Origin of the sequence: Chimaeribacter californicus, assembly GCF_002858675.1 — a bacterium.
Lineage (GTDB): Bacteria > Pseudomonadota > Gammaproteobacteria > Enterobacterales > Enterobacteriaceae > Chimaeribacter > Chimaeribacter californicus.
The window spans coordinates 1-1,794 of sequence record NZ_PJZF01000057.1 but is presented as its reverse complement, the minus strand read 5'-3'; the positions used below and the strand labels follow the sequence as shown (position 1 = coordinate 1,794).

Genomic DNA, 1,794 nt, shown 5'->3' with positions numbered 1-1,794 from the left:
GGACTTTTGACGCTTTCAGCGTCAGTGTGCCGGCAGACTCGAGAGTCATATCGCCGGCCGCCTTAACCTTCAAATTCGCGTCAGTATTCAGGGTTGTGTCACCGGCTGCATAGACAAACAACGTGGCCTGAGAGCATATGTAAAGCTGACCCTCGTCATTCATCCCCAGGGTGGAGCCACTGTCTTTGTGGGTCACCGACCAGCTGCCGGAGGCATTGCGGATTTCCAGCAGCCCATTGCGGTCTAAAACAAAATCCTTGGTCGCTGTTACCGTGCCGGCAGCGGGCGCGCCTTTAACCGTCTTATGGGCATATGCATCGCCCTGGCCAGAAGCTTCTGCGGCTACGTTCGGCTTGCCGCCGCTGGCGTCCGATGCTCGGCCGACAATCCGGGGGCGGGTGCTGTCACCCTGATAGGGGAAGTCCACCCACACATAATCGCCGGCGATGAGCGGCACAAATGCCCCGTCGTCGGGTAACAGGCGCTCCGCCCACGGCAAATTGGCATCGGCAATACTATCCCACAGGCCGACCAGGCGCACAGAGACACGCATCAGGTTGCTTTCGTCGGCCGTGCTCACCACCATGGCGCGCTGGGGACCGTTAATCTGTACCATCAGAAATCACTCCTAATACAGCGCGGCAGTTGTACCCGAAACGGTCTTCCTGGTGCGCCACGCGCTCAACAATCATTTTTGTGGGAACGGACTCGTCCAGCCCGCTGGTGGCGTCGTAGGTATGCACCAGCACCTTAATCACCATGCCCGGCGTCAGCGCGGCATTGCCTGTTACCTCCATATCAAATTTAGGCATCAGGAACATCGCCATGTTGTTTAGGGCGGTCTGGTCATCGGCGCTTACCATCTTCACCGGCCAGGCCTTATTGCCGGCCGTCAGCAGGCCGCCAGTAAGCGAGTAGGCCATATAGCGGAATTGCCGGGACTGGGCGTAAAGCTGATCCTGGTTCAACTTGGAAAAGCGGTTGATCAACATCGTGGCCTTTGAGTTATTCGCCTCATAGGTCAGTGTGGGCTTGGCGCTGGCCAGCGTGGCCATACTCTTAATGTGAATGGTGCCCCGGGATGACCAGCACAGAGCACCGGCTTCCTGCGCCATGCGGCTCAGTACACTGGCGGGCGTCTGCCCCATATTGAGGTGGTAGGTTCCCAGCTTTTTGAAAGTATCGGCATCCACCGCCAGGGAGCCGGCCAGGGCTTTGACGATCGTCGCCGGCTGCTTCTTCACGAAAAACTGAGGGGCGGCTGCAAAATCCTTCAGCCGTTTCACTTTTTCGCTGAAGGCGATCACCCGTACCATGTCCGCCTCATGGGGAGCCTTCAGCACGTAGAAGGTTTCCGTAAACGAGGTGTTGCCTAACCCCTGCGGATCGCCCATAGAGCAGGTCAGAACAGTGCCATGCTTCACGCCAAGGGTATCGACTAGGTAGCCGGTGCCGTCGCGGATCTCCAGCTCCAGCTGGGGTCCCGATAAATCTGCGATTTCAATGTAGGTGGACCGGGCGATCATGGAACGAGGGATTTCCGTATCGCCGACTTTCACGCTCTGCAAAAAGAGCTGTGTGCGGCTGCTGGTGGAGCTGCTGGATGTAGCCATTACACCACCTCATTAAACGGCTGCGGTGCCGCGTGCGGCGGCATCGCTGGGGCAATGGTGCTATAAGCCACACCATCATTGAACACTTCAATTTTGCCGGTGGCGGGCGCGCCCAGCCAGGCGGTATAGAGCGGTGCAATCACGGTGATCGGGATAGAGGCGGCGAACACCCGATTGTTGG

Annotated in this window: 3 protein-coding genes; all 3 read right to left on the bottom strand. The window is 58.2% G+C overall.

Annotation, left to right across the window (positions count from 1 at the left end):
* Window positions 1-616, bottom strand: a 616-nt coding sequence (locus CYR55_RS22715; protein ID WP_101818567.1) for a baseplate protein, incomplete at its 3' end; no start/stop codon positions are given.
* Window positions 603-1,613 carry a phage tail tape measure protein gene (locus CYR55_RS22710; RefSeq protein ID WP_101818566.1) on the bottom strand — a complete coding sequence of 337 codons (1,011 nt, stop codon included), beginning with the start codon at window positions 1,611-1,613 and terminating at the stop codon, window positions 603-605. The genes CYR55_RS22715 and CYR55_RS22710, both read right to left, overlap by 14 nt.
* The coding region (locus tag CYR55_RS23680; RefSeq protein WP_165699651.1) for a hypothetical protein at window positions 1,613-1,794 on the bottom strand (182 nt) is incomplete at its 5' end. The genes CYR55_RS23680 and CYR55_RS22710, both read right to left, overlap by 1 nt.